Raw genomic sequence first — 15,708 nt, 5'->3', positions numbered from 1 at the left:
ATCACACGCCCAGTACGGCCTTGGCGATGAGGAAGTAGACGATCAACCCCGTCGCGTCGCAGAAGGTGGAGATGAAGGGCGTCGAGAAGACCGCCGGGTCCACCCCGATCTTCTTGGCGATCAGCGGCATCGCACCGCCGACCGTGGCTGCGAGAGTGCAGATCGACAACAGCGTCGTACCGATGACGACCCCGAGGTGCCAGTCGTAGACGAGTCCGGCGATGACGAAGCCCAGGGTGCCGAGCATCGCACCCATCGTCGCGCCGACGCGAACCTCGCGAAACAGCACGGCGGCGATGTCGCGCGGTCGCACGTCGCCCAGTGCGAGTGCCCGCGTGACAGTGGTCGCGGCCTGCGAGCCGGTGTTGCCGCCGGTCCCGGTCAGCAGCGGAATGAACAGCGCGAGAGTGACGACTGCGGCGAGCGCGTGCTCGAAGATCTCCAGAACCTGCACCGTGAGGATGGCCGACAGCGCCAACACCAGCAACCACACCACGCGCGAGCGAACGATGGACAGCACCGGCGTGGACAGATACGGCCGACGCAGCGGCTCCGAGCCACCCGCGCGAGCGGCGTCCTCGTCCTCGGCTTCCTCCAGGATTCGAGAGGACTGTTCGAGTGTGAGAATGCCGATCAGCCGTTGCTCGGAATCGACCACCACCACCGCAGGACTGCGGTGCTCGAAGCACAGCCGTGCAGCCTCCTCCGCCGACGAATCGGCCTCGACCACAGGATGATCCGAGTACAGATCCCCGACCGGAGTGCTCGGTGCCGCCGTCGCCAGATCGGCGAGGGTCACCACCCCCAGCAGAGTTCGGTGATCGTCGGTGATCGGCAACAGATACACCGACTCGGCGTCCGAGCCGGTCCGCCGCACGGCGACGAGTGCGTCGCCGGCGGTCGCGGCGGTCCGTAGCCGAACGAACTCCGGGCTCATCCGGCGGCCGACCGACCCGCGGTCGTACCCCAGCATGGGCGCGGTGAGTGCGCGCTCGTCGGGGGACAGGCCCACCAACAGTCGATGCGCGACATTGGAGGGGAGTTCGTCGAGCAATTCGACACGGTCGTCCGGGTCGAGATCCTCGAACAGCGCGATCACATCGTCGCTGCGCAGACTCTCGAACAACTCACCGCGAACGGTGGCGTCGAAGCGTTCGAAGACCGCCACGGCCTCGTCCTTGGGCAGAAGGCGAAACAACACCGCGCGTCGAGACGAGTCGACACGCTCGAGCATGCGCACCGCATCGGTCGTCGACAGCTCGCCCATCAGAGTGGACAGGGCGGCCATGTCACGGGCGGTCAGGAGTTCGGACGTTCGCGTCATGATGTCGTCGAGAGTTTCGGGCACAGAACCATTTTGCCTTGCGAACGGGCGGTCGACTCACATACCTCAGCGCGAGAGATCGGCCCGATCCGCCGCAGCCTGGCCCGAATCCCATCCCTCGGCGTCCAGGCGTGGGCCGCGCATCGGCTTCGCCGTCGGGAACAGTCGATCGAATTCGGCTTCGACGGCGACGGTCTGTGCGGCGAGTATCGGTAGTAGATCACCGGATTCGTGACTCGCCTCCTCGAGGGCGTTCGCATCGGCGTCGGTCAGACGGTCTCCGATACGGACGGCGTACGCGTACAGGAATGCCTTGCCGAACGCCGCCGATCCGGCCTTCTTGCGCTTCTTCGCCTGCGGTGAATGCCCGAGGGCGCGTGTGGCCTGAACGAGCAGAGAGGTGAACAGCAACTCGGTTTGCTCCACGTCCACCGGCGCTCCGACCAGAGTTGCGACGGCGAACTCCGGGTCCCAGATCGCCTTGACGCGGTTGGCGGTTCCGACGACGTGCAACAGCTGCGCCTTGGCCGGGGCATGCGGGCCGTCGACATGAACGCGTCGGCCGTGAATATCGATGTGGCCCTGCGAGAGCAACATGGTGTCGATGGAGTAGCGCGTCATCAACTCCTGCGCCTTGGCCGTCAGCGTCTCGGCCTCCTCCTCGAAGTCCGTGGCGTCGGCCTTGGCCAGTAAGCCGCGAATCTTGCTCAGCATCTTGGTGTTCGGGGAGTCGGAACCGGAAACACCCGTCACCGTGGGACGAGTGCGCGGCCACTGGGACGGTTTCGGGCCGAGCTGAGGCCAACGGGGGAGTGTCTGCCATCGACCGAGCAGGGTGAGTACGTCGAGCCACTGATCACTGGCCGCGATGTAATCGGTCTTACCGGAAGAGGTCAGGTACGCGGTCAGGAAATCGGGCGTGGCCTCGACCCGGGCCGCAACCTTCGGGAACTGCTCGCAGATCGTGGACATCTGATCCACCCAGTCCTGTGGAGCCCGCGAGTCCGCGTCGGCGAGATCGGCCTGATGCAGCAGTACCGCGGCAGCGAGATCGGCCACGGCCACCGTGTGCTGACGCCGCACGACGTGCACCAGATCCATGGGCTGCCAACCGTTTTCGTACATCGTCTCGATCATGTTCGTCAGCGCGCGAGAGCCGAGTTCGGTCGCGTCCATCGAGACCAGTCGATCCGCGACGTCGTCGGCGACGCGTTGGCTCTTGGTCTTGCCGACCGAGGCGTCGGCGCCGCGGCGGAGCAGTCCAGGAATCTCGCTCATTCGGTGAGCACGATCAATTCGGTGCTCGATGCCACTTCGACTCGCAGTCCGGCCTTGGACGCCACGCGCGCAACGGCTTTCACGTCCTTCGGCTCGGCGGTGGTCAGAGTCAACGCGCGTGCCAGCAGGCCCTTGTGATGCTTGTTGAAGTGGCTCACCACCGAACGGGTGCCGTCGGGCTTCTCGGTGAGCACCGTGGCGGTGATCGCACCGGGGACGGGACCGAGCTGCTGGTAGGTGCCGGATCGGAGGTCGACGACGATCCCCTCGTCCTCGGCGTCGATGGCGTCGGAGAGTTCGGGCTTCCAGTGTGAGCGCAGGGTGCCGAAATTCGGAACGGTCGATCCACCGGAGAGTCGGTAGTACGGAATCGGGTCGCAGGCACGGACGGCTCCGAACAGGGCCGAGCCGATCCACAGCCGCGCGTCCGCTCGGGCGCGACCGGCCCGGGTGAACGACGCCGCGTCGAGGGCGTCGTAGAGCACGCCGGTGTACCGCTGCAGCGCAGGTGTGGTGGGTGAGGTCCACAACCGGGCGTTGCGTTCGATCTCGTCCACCTGGGTGGGGCCCAGGCCGAGCGCCGCGATCGACGCGTCGACGTCGGCGGACAATTCCACCAGCGCGTCGGCGAGCTTTCGACGAAGCGGAGTCAGCGAGGCCAACGACAGTCGGTCCAGATCGAGAGGTGCTCCGGAACCGCCGTCGGACTTCGTCTCGGAGGGAGGCAGCAGAATCAGCACGGGCTCGAGGCTACTCACTGTACGGCCGCCTGCTCACAGGCACTGCAGGAGCGACTAGTCTGACAACCCGTGATCACCCGTCTTTCGCAGTTGTTCCTTCGTACCCTTCGCGACGACCCGGCCGACGCCGAGGTCGACAGCCACAAGCTGTTGGTCCGCGCCGGCTACGTCCGTCGTATCGCGCCGGGCGTCTACTCCTGGCTGCCGCTGGGTCTGCGGGTGCTGCGCCAGGTAGAGCGTGTCGTGCGCGAGGAGATGAACGCCATCGGTGCACAGGAGATATCCCTGCCCGCACTGCTGCCGCGCGAGCCGTACGAGACCACCAATCGGTGGACCGAATACGGCGACGCCCTGTTCCGGTTGCAGGATCGCAAGGGCAACGACATGCTGCTCGGTCCCACCCACGAGGAACTGTTCGCGCTGACGGTCAAGGCCGAGTACAACTCGTACAAGGACCTGCCGGTCACTCTGTACCAGATTCAGACCAAGTACCGCGACGAAGAGCGTCCCCGCGCAGGCATTCTTCGCGGCCGCGAGTTCGTGATGAAGGACTCGTACTCCTTCGACATGGACGAGGACGGACTGAAGAAGTCCTACGCCGCCCACCGCGAGGCGTACCAGCGCATCTTCGCCCGCCTCGGTGTCAGCTACGTCATCGTCGCCGCCACGTCCGGTGCCATGGGCGGCAGCGCCTCCGAGGAATTCCTCGCCGAGAGCGACATCGGTGAGGACACCTACGTGCGCTGCATCGAGTCGGGATACGCGGCCAACGTCGAGGCCGTCACCACTCCGGCACCTGCGCCGCTGCCCATCGAGGGGCAGCCCGCTGCCGTCGATCACGAGACCGGCGACACCCCCACCATCGCGACCCTGGTGGAGTGGGCCAACTCCGCCGATCTCGGACGCACCGTCACCGGCGCGGACACGCTGAAGAACATCTTGCTCAAGGTGCGGGGTGCCGAAGGTGAGTGGGAACTGCTCGCCGTCGGCCTACCCGGTGACCGCGAGGTCGACGAGAAGCGCCTCGAGGCGTCGCTGGAGCCGGCCGAGTTCGCTCTTCTGACCGACGCGGACTTCGCAGCCAATCCGTTCCTCGTCAAGGGATACATCGGGCCTCGCGCGTTGCAGGCCAACGGAGTTCGCTACCTCGTCGATCCCCGGGTGGTCGACGGCACGTCGTGGATCACCGGCGCGGATGTCAAGGGCAAGCACGTGGTGAACCTCGTCGCCGGTCGCGATTTCGTCCCCGACGGCACCATCGAAGCAGCCGAGGTGCGTGACGGCGACATGTCTCCCGACGGTCGTGGACCGCTCGTCAGTGCTCGCGGAATCGAGATCGGGCACATCTTCCAGCTCGGCTACAAGTACACCGACGCGTTCTCCGTCGACGTGCTCGGCGAGACCGGCAAGCCGGTTCGCCTGACTCAGGGTTCCTACGGCGTCGGCGTCTCGCGTCTGGTCGCCGTGATCGCCGAGCAGATGCACGACGACAAGGGCCTGCGGTGGCCGTCGGAGGTCGCACCTGCCGATGTCCACCTGGTGATCGCGAACAAGGACGACGCTGCTCGCGCGGGCGCGGAATCGATTGCGACACAACTCGATACACAGGGCATCGAGGTGTTGTTCGACGATCGCAAGGCCTCGCCAGGAGTGAAGTTCAAGGACTCGGAACTGATCGGTGTTCCGCTCGTGGTCGTTCTCGGCCGCGGTTGGGCCGACGGCAAGGTCGAGATCCGTGATCGCTTCAGCGGTGAGAGTCGCGAACTCGACATCGACTCGGCGGTCGAGGAGATCGTCAAGGCCGTGCGAAACACCCCGTAGAACAGTCTCGCGATCTTTCTGCGCGGTCGTTTACCCGCTGGTAGCTTCGGGGCAACGACTAGGAGAGGTCACACCGTGGCTCAGTATGCGCTGTTCGATCCGACAACCTTCGATCCGGCCGAGCTCGACGAGGATTCTCGCCGACAATTGCGTGCATTGATCGAGTGGTTCGAGAGTCGCGGCAAAGGCAGGCTTCTGGCGGACGATCTGGACAGCGTCTGGCCGGCCGACTTTCTCGAATTCGTCGCCGAGCAGAAGCTGTTCGCAACCTTCTCCACGCCAGCCGCTTATGCGGAGGGACTGCCGAACACGCGATGGGACGCTGCTCGCAACGCCGCGCTGAGCGAGGTTCTCGGGTTCTACGGTCTGGCCTACTGGTACACCTGGCAGGTCACCGTGCTGGGTCTCGGGCCCATCTGGATGAGTGCCAACGACGACGCCAAACGCCGCGCCGCACGCGAGCTGGACCGCGGCGGTGTGATGGCGTTCGGACTGTCCGAGCGCGCACACGGAGCCGACGTCTACTCCACCGACATGCTGTTGACGCCCACGCCCGAGGACTCCGAACTCGAGTTCACCGCGTCGGGGGAGAAGTACTACATCGGGAACGGCAACGTCGCGGGCATGGTCTCGGTGTTCGGCCGACGCACCGACCTGGACGGACCCGATTCGTACGTGTTCTTCGTGGCCGACAGCGCGCACCCGGCCTATCGGCTTCGCGAGAGCGTCGTCCACGGGCAGATGTTCGTCAGCACGTTCGCGCTCGAGAACTACCCCGTCCGGCAGCAGGACATCCTGCACACCGGTGCCGACGCTTTCTCGGCCGCGCTGAACACGGTCAACGTCGGAAAGTTCAACCTCTGCACCGGATCCATCGGCATCTGTGAGCACGCGTTCTACGAGGCGATCACGCACGCGAACAACCGAATTCTGTACGGCAATCGCGTCACCGACTTCCCGCACGTTCGCAGCGCATTCGTCGACGCATACTCCCGGCTGATCGCCATGAAGCTGTTCAGCGCGCGGGCGCTCGACTACTTCCGTGCCGCGGGACCCGAGGACCGGCGCTACCTGCTGTTCAATCCGATGACCAAGGCGAAGGTGACCTCCGAGGGTGAAACGGTCGTCCGTCTGTTGCACGACGTCATCGCGGCCAAGGGATACGAGAGGCACACCTACTTCCGTGAAGCCGCCCAGTTGATCGGAACACTGCCGAAGCTGGAGGGCACGGTGCACGTCAACGTGGCGCTGATGCTCAAATTCATGCCGGCGTACATGTTCTCGCCGACCGACTACCCGGACGTCGGCAGTCGAACAGAGCCGGTCGACGACAGCTTCTTCTTCGCTCAGGGGCCGGCCCGTGGCGCGAGCTCGGTCCGGTTCCACGATTGGAACCCGCTGTACAGCAAGCACTCCGGGATACCCAACGTAGGACGGTTCTACGAGCAGGCACTGGCGTTCAGGTCGTTTCTCCAGGACTGTGCGCCCGACGAAGCACAGCAGAAGGATCTCGATTTCCTGCTCGTGGTGGGGCACCTGTTCTCGCTCGTCGTCTACGGCCATCTCGTGCTCGAACAAGCCGACGAGATCTCGCCCGAGATGCTGGACCAGATCTTCGACTTCCAGATCAGAGATTTCTCCGGTTACGCCGTCGCGCTGTACGGGAAGCCCTCGTCGTCTGCGGCGCAACAGCAGTGGGCCCTGGACGCCATACGCAAGCCGGTGGTCGATGCGGGTCGTTTCGAGGCGGTGTGGAACGAGGTCGCCTCCTACGACGGCCGGTACGAGATGCGTCCCTAGCGCCGACGGTCAGCCGGGATCGGCCGGAATCAGATTGGTTCCGAACGCGCACACCGTCATCTCGTGCAGTCCGGCGCTGTCGTTCGGATGCTCGAGCGCCCGCATCGACATCAGGACGTTGAGCAGCATCCCGTGCGCGATGAACTGCCGTGCCTGATCCTCGGAACAACCTGTGCCCTCACGTATCCGGCTGTAGATGGCACCCATTCCCTCCCGCGCTGCCCGGCCGATCTCGGGTACCGAGCCTGCGCCGAATCCGTGCATCATGACCATCAACAGGTCGCGATCGGCCACCAGATCGGCGTAGGCGGAACCGAGATCTGCCCAGGTGCCGTCGTCGTCGGGGTCGAGCGGGCCCGTTGCCAGCACGGCATCGAACGCGGCCATGATGCCGTCGACGGAGCGTTGGAACACCAGTCGAAACAACTCGACCTTGGTGCCGAACATACGGACCACGTACGGCTGAGAGACGCCCGCTTCCTTCGCGACGGCGTCGGTACTTGTGCCGGCGTAACCCCCGCGCGCGAACGCGCGCATCGCCGCGTCGAGGACGAGCTCTCGGCGTTCGGCCGCATCCATGCGGGTGGCTCTGGGCTTGGGCGCTGACGGGTCGGACATGTTGACAGGTTATCAGTCGATAACTTACGGTCTCCAACAAGTAATCATTCGATGCTTACAAGCGCGAGACGGGACGACCGCAATGACCGCCACAGCCTCTCCACCAGCAGTGCAGCCTGCCGCTCGGAACGTTCCCGTGTGGCTCGGCATCCTTGCAGCTTCCCTGCCGATGTTCATGGCAACCCTCGACAATCTGGTGATGACCAGTGCACTCCCGGTCATCCAGCAGGACCTGAACGCCTCCGTCGGACAGCTGCAGTGGTTCCTCAACGCGTACACCCTCAGCTTCGCCACCTTCATGCTGACGGCGGCGACGCTCGGCGACAGATGGGGCAGACGCACGGTGTTCCTCGGTGGGATCACCGTTTTCACCGCCGCCTCGGTGGCCAGCGCGCTCGCTGCGAGTCCAGCGATGCTCATCGCGGCGCGCGCCGTGCAGGGAATCGGTGCAGCCGCGATCATGCCGTTGTCCCTGGCGTTGCTCGCCGCGGTGGTGCCGGTGGGCAAGCGTGCGATGGCGATCGGGATATGGGGTGGAGTCTCCGGACTCGGTGTCGCGCTGGGACCGGTGGTCGGCGGAGCCGTCGTCGACGGGATTTCCTGGCAGGCGATCTTCTGGATCAACGTTCCGGTGGCCCTCGTTGCAGTTCCGCTGGCGTACGTAGCGCTGAAGGAAACAGCAGGGCGCATCCAACCGCTCGATCTGCCCGGCGTTGTCCTCGCAGGTGGCGGTGTCTTCCTTCTGGTGTGGGCGGTGGTCCACGGCAACGACGACGGGTGGGCGTCGGCCACGGTGCTCGCTGGCTTCATCGGCTCGGCGGTGCTGCTCGTCGCGTTCGTCCTGCGCGCCTCGCGCACCCGGCACTCGGTACTGCCGCTCGTACTCTTTCGTTCGCGCAGCTTCACCCTCGCCAACATCATCGGAATCACGTTCTCGCTCGGCATGTTCGGGGCGGTGTTCCTCCTCGCGCAATACCTGCAGATCGTGATGAACTACACGCCGTTCCAGGCAGGCCTACGCACGCTGCCGTGGACTGCAGCACCGATGGTGGTCGCACCGATCGCAGGTCTGCTCGCCGAGCGCGTCGGACTGCGCGGGTTGTTGGTCGGCGGCCTGTCGCTGCAGTCGGTCTCGCTCGTGTGGATGGCGCTGATTCTGGGACCCGACACCGAGTATTCGTCGATGGTCCCGGCCCTGCTGATGGCGGGCGTGGGCATGGGGCTGACGTTCGCTCCGTCCGCCACCGCGGTGCTGCGGGATATGAAGGACGACGATCACGCCACCGCGAGCAGTGCGAACTCCACTGTGCGAGAGGTGGGTATCGCGCTCGGCATCGCCGTACTGACAGCGGTGTTCATCGGAGCCGGTGGATCACTGACACCCACCGGTTACACCGACGCCTTGGCACCCGCTCTGCTCGTCGGCGCTGGGGCAGTGGCGATCGGACTGGTGGCGGCGCTGTTCATGCCGGGGCGTTCCGTCGGACCGGAACAAGGGCTCACGGTTGGCCGGGAAATGCCGTCGACGACGGACTGACGCCCAGAATCTGCTGCCACGTCGCGAGGCGCACCGCGGCGTCGGTCAACGCTTGCACCCCCATGTCGCGGGTCGCTCCCGAGCGGCTGCGTTCGATCAGCGAACGCCACGCGATGCTCGTGTCGATCTCGGCCTGCGCGGCCAACTGTGCAGCCGAGATCGCGTCGGTCACCGGAAACGGCGACGCGTACGCCGGATCGGGCAGTGGCACAGTGACGCTCGCTGCCTGGAGCGCATCGATGGTCGCGTCTCGGCGTGCACGGTGAGCGGCAGTGTTCGACGCCACCACCTCGGCGCGGGTGGGGTTGGAGAATGCCGCGACGACGCCGTAGGCGAACACCGCCGCATACTCGGCGGCCAGTGCATCGACGAGGCCTTGCTGTTCCGGGCCGAGATCGCTCATGCCAGCACCACCAGGGCCGAGACCGTGCACGAGGCGCTGATGGAACCGAGAAGGCCTGCTCGGTAACCGCTTTCGTTGCGAGCCGCATCTGCCGCGCTGCGAGCGGAGGCCGTCAACATCTCTCGCACGGCGGCGAGATCGGGCGGCGGCGTCGTGGGAACGGGTGTCGTGGTGGCCGTGACCGACGACGTCTCGGTCGAGGCACCGGTGGCGCGGGCGATCTCGGTGTCGAGCGCATCGGCGTGCTCGGTCCGCTGCGCCGCAACGATCCCCAGGGCGGCGGCGTAGTCGGCGATCACCGTCGCGGCCGCGGTGGCATCCGCGGCGTCGGCGCGGGCAGCGCGCAACTGCGCAGTCAGGGTGTCGAGGGCAGGACCCGAGATCGTCTCCTGACCGCAGGCCGCAACAGTCGACACGGTGGCCGCGGACAGAGCAGCGACGCCGGCGAGTCGGAACAACCCGCGGCGACTGAGCGCGAAGGGGACGGTCGGCGTTGGCACTCCGATATCGTGCCAGACCGCGGCGCTCGCACGTGCCGTGCCCGTGTGTCGCGTCGGCCGATCGTGGTCACGAGCACTGCCTGCGGGGCGGTAGGCTGTTGGTTCACCAAACGCAGTCCTGCTGCCGTACGCCGGATCGCCCACAACTACACACGAGGAGTTCGCGACATGCCTGTTCCGTCCAAGGAAAGGGTTGTCGAACTGCTCGCCGACCTCGTTCGAGAACGGGGTTACGACCTCGAAGACGTGAACGTCGTCGCCGCAGGAAAGCACAGTGCAGTGCGGATCATGGTCGATCGCGAAGAGGGAATCGACCTCGACGCTCTCCCGGAACTGAGCCGCGAGATCTCGGATGCCTTCGATGCCGTGACGGATTTCGGGGAAGCTCCGTACACGTTGGAAGTCACCACCCCCGGAATCGACCGCCCACTGACCGAGGCACGGCATTGGCGTCGGGCTCGCGGACGCAAAGTGCGTATCGAACTGGCCGACGGCAAGTTCGACGGTCGCGTCGGGGTACTCGACGGTGATTCGGTCACCGTGGTGATCAAGGAGAAGGGTGTGCTGTCGACTCGCCCCGTTGCCTTGTCCGATGTTGTGAAAGCTGTTGTACAGGTGGAGTTCTCCCGGCCGAGCGCCGAAGAGATGGACCTGGCGGGTGGCGTGGTCGGCAGTAGGCCGTCACCCGCGAACACCGATGAGATCGTGGACGTGGAAGCACCGGAAGAAGGGTCGGACAAGTGAATATCGACATAGCCGCATTGCGTGCCATCGAGGCGGACAAGGGAATTCCGATCGAGATGGTGATCTCGACGATCCAGACTGCGCTGCTGACGGCCTACCGGCACACCGAGGGTCACCAGTCCAACGCTTGGATCGACGTCGATCGCAAGACCGGCTCCGTTCGGGTGATGGCCAAGGAACTCGACGCCGACGGCAATCTGATCTCCGAATGGGACGACACCCCGGAAGGCTTCGGACGCATTGCGGCAACCACGGCGCGTCAGGTCATCCTGCAGCGCCTGCGCGACGCCGAGCACGAGCGGTCGTTCGGTGAGTACTCCACGCACGAGGGTGAGATCGTCAACGGTGTCATCCAGCGTGACACGCGTGCCAATGCGAAGGGCACCGTGATCGTCCGTATCGGAAGTGACGCCAACGGAGCCGACGGCCTGCTGCCGCCCGCAGAGCAGGTGCCGGGCGAGAGCTACGAGCACGGCGAGCGCATCAAGTGCTACGTCGTCGGAGTCGCCCGGGGTAACCGGGGTCCGCAGATCACGCTCTCGCGCACGCACCCGAATCTGGTGCGCAAGCTGTTCGCCCTCGAGGTTCCCGAGATCGCCGACGGCTCGGTCGACATCGTGGCAGTGGCTCGCGAGTCGGGGCACCGCTCGAAGATCGCCGTCGCGTCCACCGTGTCCGGGCTCAACGCCAAGGGTGCCTGCATCGGACCGATGGGTCAGCGCGTGCGCAACGTGATGAGCGAACTGGCAGGCGAAAAGATCGACATCATCGACTTCGACGAGGACCCGGCCACGTTCGTCGGGAATGCACTGTCCCCGTCGAAAGTTGTTTCGGTGACCGTCGTCGACGCGGTTGCCCGTGCGGCCCGTGTCGTGGTTCCCGAGTACCAGCTCTCCCTGGCCATCGGCAAGGAAGGGCAGAACGCCCGACTGGCTGCTCGGTTGACCGGTTGGCGCATCGACATCCGCAGCGATGCGGCGGCACCCGAGACGACCAGCGCGTAGGGCCGGAATGCGGAGTTCGGGGCAATACAGCGGTAGAGTGGTCGATGGTTCGGGAACGACCTCTCCGCCCAGGGGCATGAACGCGAGTATCCGGCAGTGACAAGCCGGCCGATTCGTACATGCATCGGGTGCAGGGAGCGAGTGCCGGCCGCCGATCTGTTGAGGATCGTGGTTCGAGAAGCTGGTTCGCACGAATTCGCTCTCGTCCCCGATGTCCGGCATTCGATGTCCGGCCGTGGTGCGTGGTTGCACTACAACCGAGAGTGCCTGCACAATGCGGAACGACGCCGAGTCTTCGGTCGTGCGTTTCGGATATCGGGAAATGTGGAATCGTCCGCAGTGACAGCCGTGCTCGACGAGCACGAACAACTGCAGGTCGAGGACACGACAAGAGCAACACCCGTCGACAAGAACAGGCAACAGCACTGATGAGCACACCGTGAAGCACCAACGATGAACGTCCATCGGAGATAACCCGAGGTCGTGCGGGCACCAAGCCTCGCTCGGCCTCTCAGTGAGGAGAGCAGTGGCAGGCAAGGCCCGCGTGCACGAGTTGGCAAAAGAACTCGGTGTCACCAGTAAGGAACTACTCGCACGGCTCAAAGAGCAAGGCGAGTTCGTCAAGTCCGCATCATCCACAGTCGAAGCCCCCGTGGCGCGTCGACTGCGTGAATCCTTCCCGTCCGAGAACACGGACGCGTCGGCACCGGCCGCAGCTGCACCGAACGGTCGCGCAGCGGCCGATCGGGCAGCGAGCAGCACCGCGAAGCCGGGTGCCGCCAAACCGGGCGGACCCCGTCCCGGCCCCAAGCCGGCACCGCGTCCGGCAGAGCCGGAAGCACCCGCAGCGCAAGCTCCCGTGGAGGCAGCACCCGCTGCACCCGCGACTCCGGCTGCCGCGCCGGCTCCGGCCCCCGCAGCGCCTACCCCCGAGCCCGCAGCTCCGGCCGCTCCGGTCGAGCAGGCTCCCGCCGCGTCGGCTGCCACCAGCGACGCTGCCTCGGCCCCGGCCGCTCCGAAGCCCGCAGGTCCCGGCCCCAAGCCCGGCCCCAAGGCCCCGCGTGTCGGTAACAACCCGTACTCCTCGGCTCCCGTGGAGCGTCCAGCTCCTCGACCCGCTCCCGGTGCTCCGCGCCCCGGTGGCGGACGCCCCGCTCCCGGACAAGGTGGGCCTCGTCCCGCAACACCGTCCGGTGGCAGTCGTCCGGCTCCAGGGCAGGGTGGGCCCCGTCCCGCACCGGGCCAGGCCGGACCTCGTCCGAGCCCCGGCTCGATGCCTCCTCGTCCCAACCCCGGTGCCATGCCGACCCGTTCGGCACGTCCCGGCCCCGCAGCAGGTCGCCCCGGTCGTCCCGGTGGTGCTCCGGGCGGACGCCCGGGCGGCGGCGGTGGCGGTGGCTACCGCGGTGGCGGCGCTCCCGGCGCTCCCGGTGGTGCCCCCGCAGGCGGCGCTCCCGCAGGTGGTTTCCGTGGTCGTCCCGGTGGCGGTGGACGCCCCGGTCAGCGCGGCGCAGCAGCAGGTGCATTCGGTCGTCCCGGCGGAGCAGTTCGTCGTGGCCGCAAGTCGAAGCGGGCGAAGCGCGCCGAGTACGAGAGCATGCAGGCTCCCGCAGTCGGCGGCGTCAGGCTGCCCCGCGGCAACGGTGAGACCATTCGTCTCGCCCGCGGCGCATCGCTGTCGGACTTCGCGGACAAGATCGACGCGAACCCGGCTGCACTGGTGCAAGCCCTGTTCAACCTCGGTGAGATGGTCACTGCGACGCAGTCCGTCAACGACGAGACGCTGGAGCTTCTCGGCGGCGAGATGAACTACGTCGTTCAGGTCGTCAGTCCCGAGGACGAAGATCGTGAGCTGCTGGACTCGTTCGACCTCACCTACGGCGAGGATGCCGGCGGCGAGGACGATCTGGAGCAGCGTCCCCCGGTGGTCACCGTCATGGGCCACGTCGATCACGGTAAGACGCGACTGTTGGACTCGATTCGCAACACCACGGTGCGCGAAGGCGAGGCCGGCGGAATCACGCAGCACATCGGTGCGTACCAGGTGCTGACCGAGCTCGAAGGCAACGAGCGTCTCGTGACGTTCATCGACACCCCCGGTCACGAGGCCTTCACGGCCATGCGTGCCCGTGGTGCCAAGGCCACCGACCTCGCGATCCTGGTGGTCGCAGCCGACGACGGCGTCATGCCGCAGACGGTGGAGGCCATCAACCACGCACAGGCAGCCGACGTGCCGATCGTGGTCGCGGTGAACAAGATCGACAAGGAGGGCGCGAACCCGGACAAGATCCGGCAGCAGCTCACCGAATACGGTCTGGTCGCCGAGGAATACGGCGGCGAGACGATGTTCGTCGACATCTCCGCCAAGCAGGGCACCAACATCGATGCCCTCCTCGAAGCAGTGCTGCTGACGGCCGACGCGTCGCTCGATCTGCGCGCCAACCCGGACATGGACGCTCAGGGTGTCGCCATCGAGGCACACCTCGACCGTGGTCGCGGCCCGGTCGCGACCGTGCTCATCGCCCGCGGAACCTTGCGTGTCGGTGACTCGATCGTCGCCGGTGACGCATACGGACGCGTTCGTCGCATGGTCGACGAGCACGGCGAGGACGTCACCGAAGCGATGCCGTCTCGTCCCGTGCAGGTCATCGGCTTCACGTCGGTGCCCGGTGCAGGCGACAACCTTCTGGTGGTCGACGAGGACCGAATCGCTCGACAGATCGCCGACCGTCGAAATGCGCGCAAGCGCAACGCTCTGGCAGCCAAGAGCCGCAAGCGCATCAGCCTCGACGATCTCGATGCAGCTCTGAAGGAGACTTCGCAGCTGAACTTGATCCTCAAGGGTGACAACTCGGGAACCGTGGAAGCGCTCGAAGAGGCGCTGCTCGGAATCGAGATCGACGACGAGGTCGAACTGCGCGTCATCGACCGCGGTGTCGGTGGCGTCACGGAGACCAACGTCAACCTGGCGTCGGCATCCAACGCGATCATCATCGGCTTCAACGTTCGAGCGGAGGGCAAAGCCACCGAGCTGGCCAACCGTGAAGGCGTCGACATCCGGTACTACTCGGTGATCTACCAGGCCATCGACGAGATCGAGAAGGCCCTCAAGGGCATGCTCAAGCCGGTGTACGAAGAGGTTGCCCTCGGGCAGGCCGAGATCCGCGCGCTGTTCCGTTCCTCCAAGGTCGGAAACATCGCCGGTTGCCTCGTCACCTCCGGTACGATCCGTCGCAACGCCAAGGCGCGACTCATCCGAGACAGCGCCGTTGTCGCGGAAACCGTCACGATCTCCTCGCTCCGTCGCGAGAAGGACGACGCGACGGAGGTCCGCGAGGGCTACGAATGTGGTTTGACGGTGACGTACTCCGACATCAAGGTGGGCGATGTCATCGAGGCGTACGAGCTCCGTGAAAAGCCGCGCGACTAGAACGGATGCGGAGCCTTTCGGCTCCGCACCCGGTCGCGTCGGCTCGGTGGTGAAGCCAGGGGAGTGACACTGCGCTCCGACTTTCGAGCCGGTGGTGGTACGACAGATGTACCGCCACCGGCTTTGTCGTCGAAGCTGATCGAAGGACGTCAGCGTGTATCTGGGTGCTCTGGAGTTGGACGTGTTGTTGGGGGATGTGCGTTCGCTCGCCGAGAAACGGTCGATGGTGGAACCGGTGCTCGGTGATCTGCAACGGCTGGGAGTCTCGGCTGCCGAAACCGGTGAGCGAGAACGTATTCGGCGGTCCCTGCTGGGGGTTGCCGCGGCCGGTACCGACGTCGACCTACTGCACGACAAACTGGACGAGTGCGAACGGCATGTCGCCGAACGCCACGATCTGGAACTGTTGGCAGTACGCCGGAGAATCTTCGGACCCGAGGATTGATCCGGGAAGTCCGCCGAGCGCTGCTCGGCGGACGAGAAGTGCACAACCGCCGCTTCGTCGGAAC

The 15,708-nt window shown here is 65.9% G+C and carries 14 protein-coding genes; 8 read left to right on the top strand and 6 right to left on the bottom strand.

What is annotated here, in order from left to right:
* Position 1: 1 nt before the first annotated feature.
* The 3 genes from mgtE to yaaA are packed head-to-tail and all read right to left on the bottom strand — an operon-like array spanning position 2 to position 3,342.
* A complete protein-coding gene (gene mgtE / locus CH283_RS20830; protein WP_094642159.1) occupies positions 2–1,348 on the bottom strand; it encodes a magnesium transporter in 1,347 nt (448 codons plus the stop codon).
* 42 nt (positions 1,349–1,390) lie between these two features.
* Positions 1,391–2,602, bottom strand: a complete 1,212-nt coding sequence (locus CH283_RS20825; protein WP_094642157.1) for a DUF2786 domain-containing protein — start codon at positions 2,600–2,602, stop codon at positions 1,391–1,393.
* On the bottom strand, positions 2,599–3,342 hold the full coding sequence (gene yaaA, locus CH283_RS20820) for a peroxide stress protein YaaA (protein WP_094642155.1): 744 nt from the start codon (positions 3,340–3,342) through the stop codon (positions 2,599–2,601). Before yaaA ends, CH283_RS20825 begins: the two co-directional genes overlap by 4 nt.
* Positions 3,343–3,411: 69 nt before the next feature.
* On the opposite strand from yaaA, the gene CH283_RS20815 reads away from it, so the two are divergent.
* The gene (locus tag CH283_RS20815) at positions 3,412–5,163 is read left to right on the top strand and encodes a proline--tRNA ligase (RefSeq protein WP_094642153.1); all 1,752 of its coding nucleotides are present in this window, start codon (positions 3,412–3,414) and stop codon (positions 5,161–5,163) included.
* A 75-nt stretch (positions 5,164–5,238) separates the two neighbouring features.
* On the top strand, positions 5,239–6,963 hold the full coding sequence (locus tag CH283_RS20810; RefSeq protein ID WP_094642151.1) for an acyl-CoA dehydrogenase family protein: 1,725 nt from the start codon (positions 5,239–5,241) through the stop codon (positions 6,961–6,963).
* 9 nt (positions 6,964–6,972) lie between these two features.
* On the opposite strand, the gene CH283_RS20805 is transcribed toward CH283_RS20810, so the two are convergent.
* Positions 6,973–7,581, bottom strand: coding sequence for a TetR/AcrR family transcriptional regulator (locus tag CH283_RS20805; protein WP_255183279.1), 609 nt, complete (start codon positions 7,579–7,581; stop codon positions 6,973–6,975).
* Between the two features lie 82 nt (positions 7,582–7,663).
* On the opposite strand from CH283_RS20805, the gene CH283_RS20800 reads away from it, so the two are divergent.
* A complete protein-coding gene (locus tag CH283_RS20800) occupies positions 7,664–9,118 on the top strand; it encodes an MFS transporter (protein ID WP_094642147.1) in 1,455 nt (484 codons plus the stop codon).
* On the opposite strand, the gene CH283_RS20795 is transcribed toward CH283_RS20800, so the two are convergent.
* Positions 9,081–9,521: a ferritin-like domain-containing protein gene (locus CH283_RS20795; RefSeq protein ID WP_094642145.1), complete on the bottom strand. Its 441-nt coding sequence runs from the start codon at positions 9,519–9,521 to the stop codon at positions 9,081–9,083. The genes CH283_RS20800 and CH283_RS20795 overlap by 38 nt on opposite strands.
* Positions 9,518–10,021 carry a hypothetical protein gene (locus CH283_RS20790; protein ID WP_094642143.1) on the bottom strand — a complete coding sequence of 168 codons (504 nt, stop codon included), beginning with the start codon at positions 10,019–10,021 and terminating at the stop codon, positions 9,518–9,520. Before CH283_RS20790 ends, CH283_RS20795 begins: the two co-directional genes overlap by 4 nt.
* 168 nt (positions 10,022–10,189) lie before the next feature.
* Here CH283_RS20790 and rimP point away from each other — a divergent pair, with 168 nt between their 5' ends.
* The 5 genes from rimP to CH283_RS20765 all read left to right on the top strand — a co-directional run bounded on the left by rimP (position 10,190) and on the right by CH283_RS20765 (position 15,644).
* Entirely contained in the window at positions 10,190–10,765 is a 576-nt protein-coding gene (rimP, locus tag CH283_RS20785; protein WP_094642141.1) for a ribosome maturation factor RimP, read from the top strand.
* Positions 10,762–11,769, top strand: a complete 1,008-nt coding sequence (gene nusA, locus CH283_RS20780) for a transcription termination factor NusA (protein WP_068050201.1) — start codon at positions 10,762–10,764, stop codon at positions 11,767–11,769. The genes rimP and nusA overlap by 4 nt, the downstream gene beginning before the upstream one ends.
* Positions 11,770–11,865: 96 nt before the next feature.
* Positions 11,866–12,198: a YlxR family protein gene (locus CH283_RS20775; RefSeq protein ID WP_068050199.1), complete on the top strand. Its 333-nt coding sequence runs from the start codon at positions 11,866–11,868 to the stop codon at positions 12,196–12,198.
* A 97-nt stretch (positions 12,199–12,295) separates the two neighbouring features.
* Complete coding sequence (gene infB / locus CH283_RS20770; RefSeq protein ID WP_082898773.1) at positions 12,296–15,199, top strand: translation initiation factor IF-2; 2,904 nt, start codon at positions 12,296–12,298, stop codon at positions 15,197–15,199.
* Between the two features lie 154 nt (positions 15,200–15,353).
* Entirely contained in the window at positions 15,354–15,644 is a 291-nt protein-coding gene (locus CH283_RS20765) for a DUF503 domain-containing protein (RefSeq protein ID WP_068050194.1), read from the top strand.
* The last annotated feature ends 64 nt before the right edge of the window (positions 15,645–15,708 follow it).

This window comes from Rhodococcus sp. 05-2254-2 (genome assembly GCF_002259095.1).
In the GTDB taxonomy this organism is placed as follows: domain Bacteria; phylum Actinomycetota; class Actinomycetes; order Mycobacteriales; family Mycobacteriaceae; genus Rhodococcoides.
Note: the sequence above shows the minus strand (reverse complement) of the source record. Positions and strands in the feature narration are given on the sequence as shown.